Here is a 205-nt window from a genome sequence, read left to right as displayed (position 1 = left end):
CCCGGGCCATTGCCCGGGCCATCGAGGCCGGTTTCGGGGCTGTTTTCGTGACCCGAACAATCCCCCACACCGCCGAAGATGAACTGCGCACAACCCTCGGCTACCTGGCCGAAGGGCGCCGATACTTCTCAAGCCATTGGGCGGTGAAGCAAATCCGGGAGGAAGCCGGCTACCTGGGCTGCATTACGGCGAAGGAAATCACCCG

The 205-nt window shown here is 63.4% G+C and carries 1 protein-coding gene; it reads left to right on the top strand.

The features are described from left to right. Window positions 1-205: hypothetical protein (locus G6R25_RS25800; protein WP_205447495.1), on the top strand; the 205-nt coding region annotated here is incomplete at both ends.

It is taken from the genome of Candidatus Frankia alpina (genome assembly GCF_902806485.1).
In the GTDB taxonomy this organism is placed as follows: Bacteria; Actinomycetota; Actinomycetes; order Frankiales; family Frankiaceae; genus Frankia; species Frankia alpina.
This window is presented reverse-complemented; position numbering and strand designations above follow the sequence as displayed.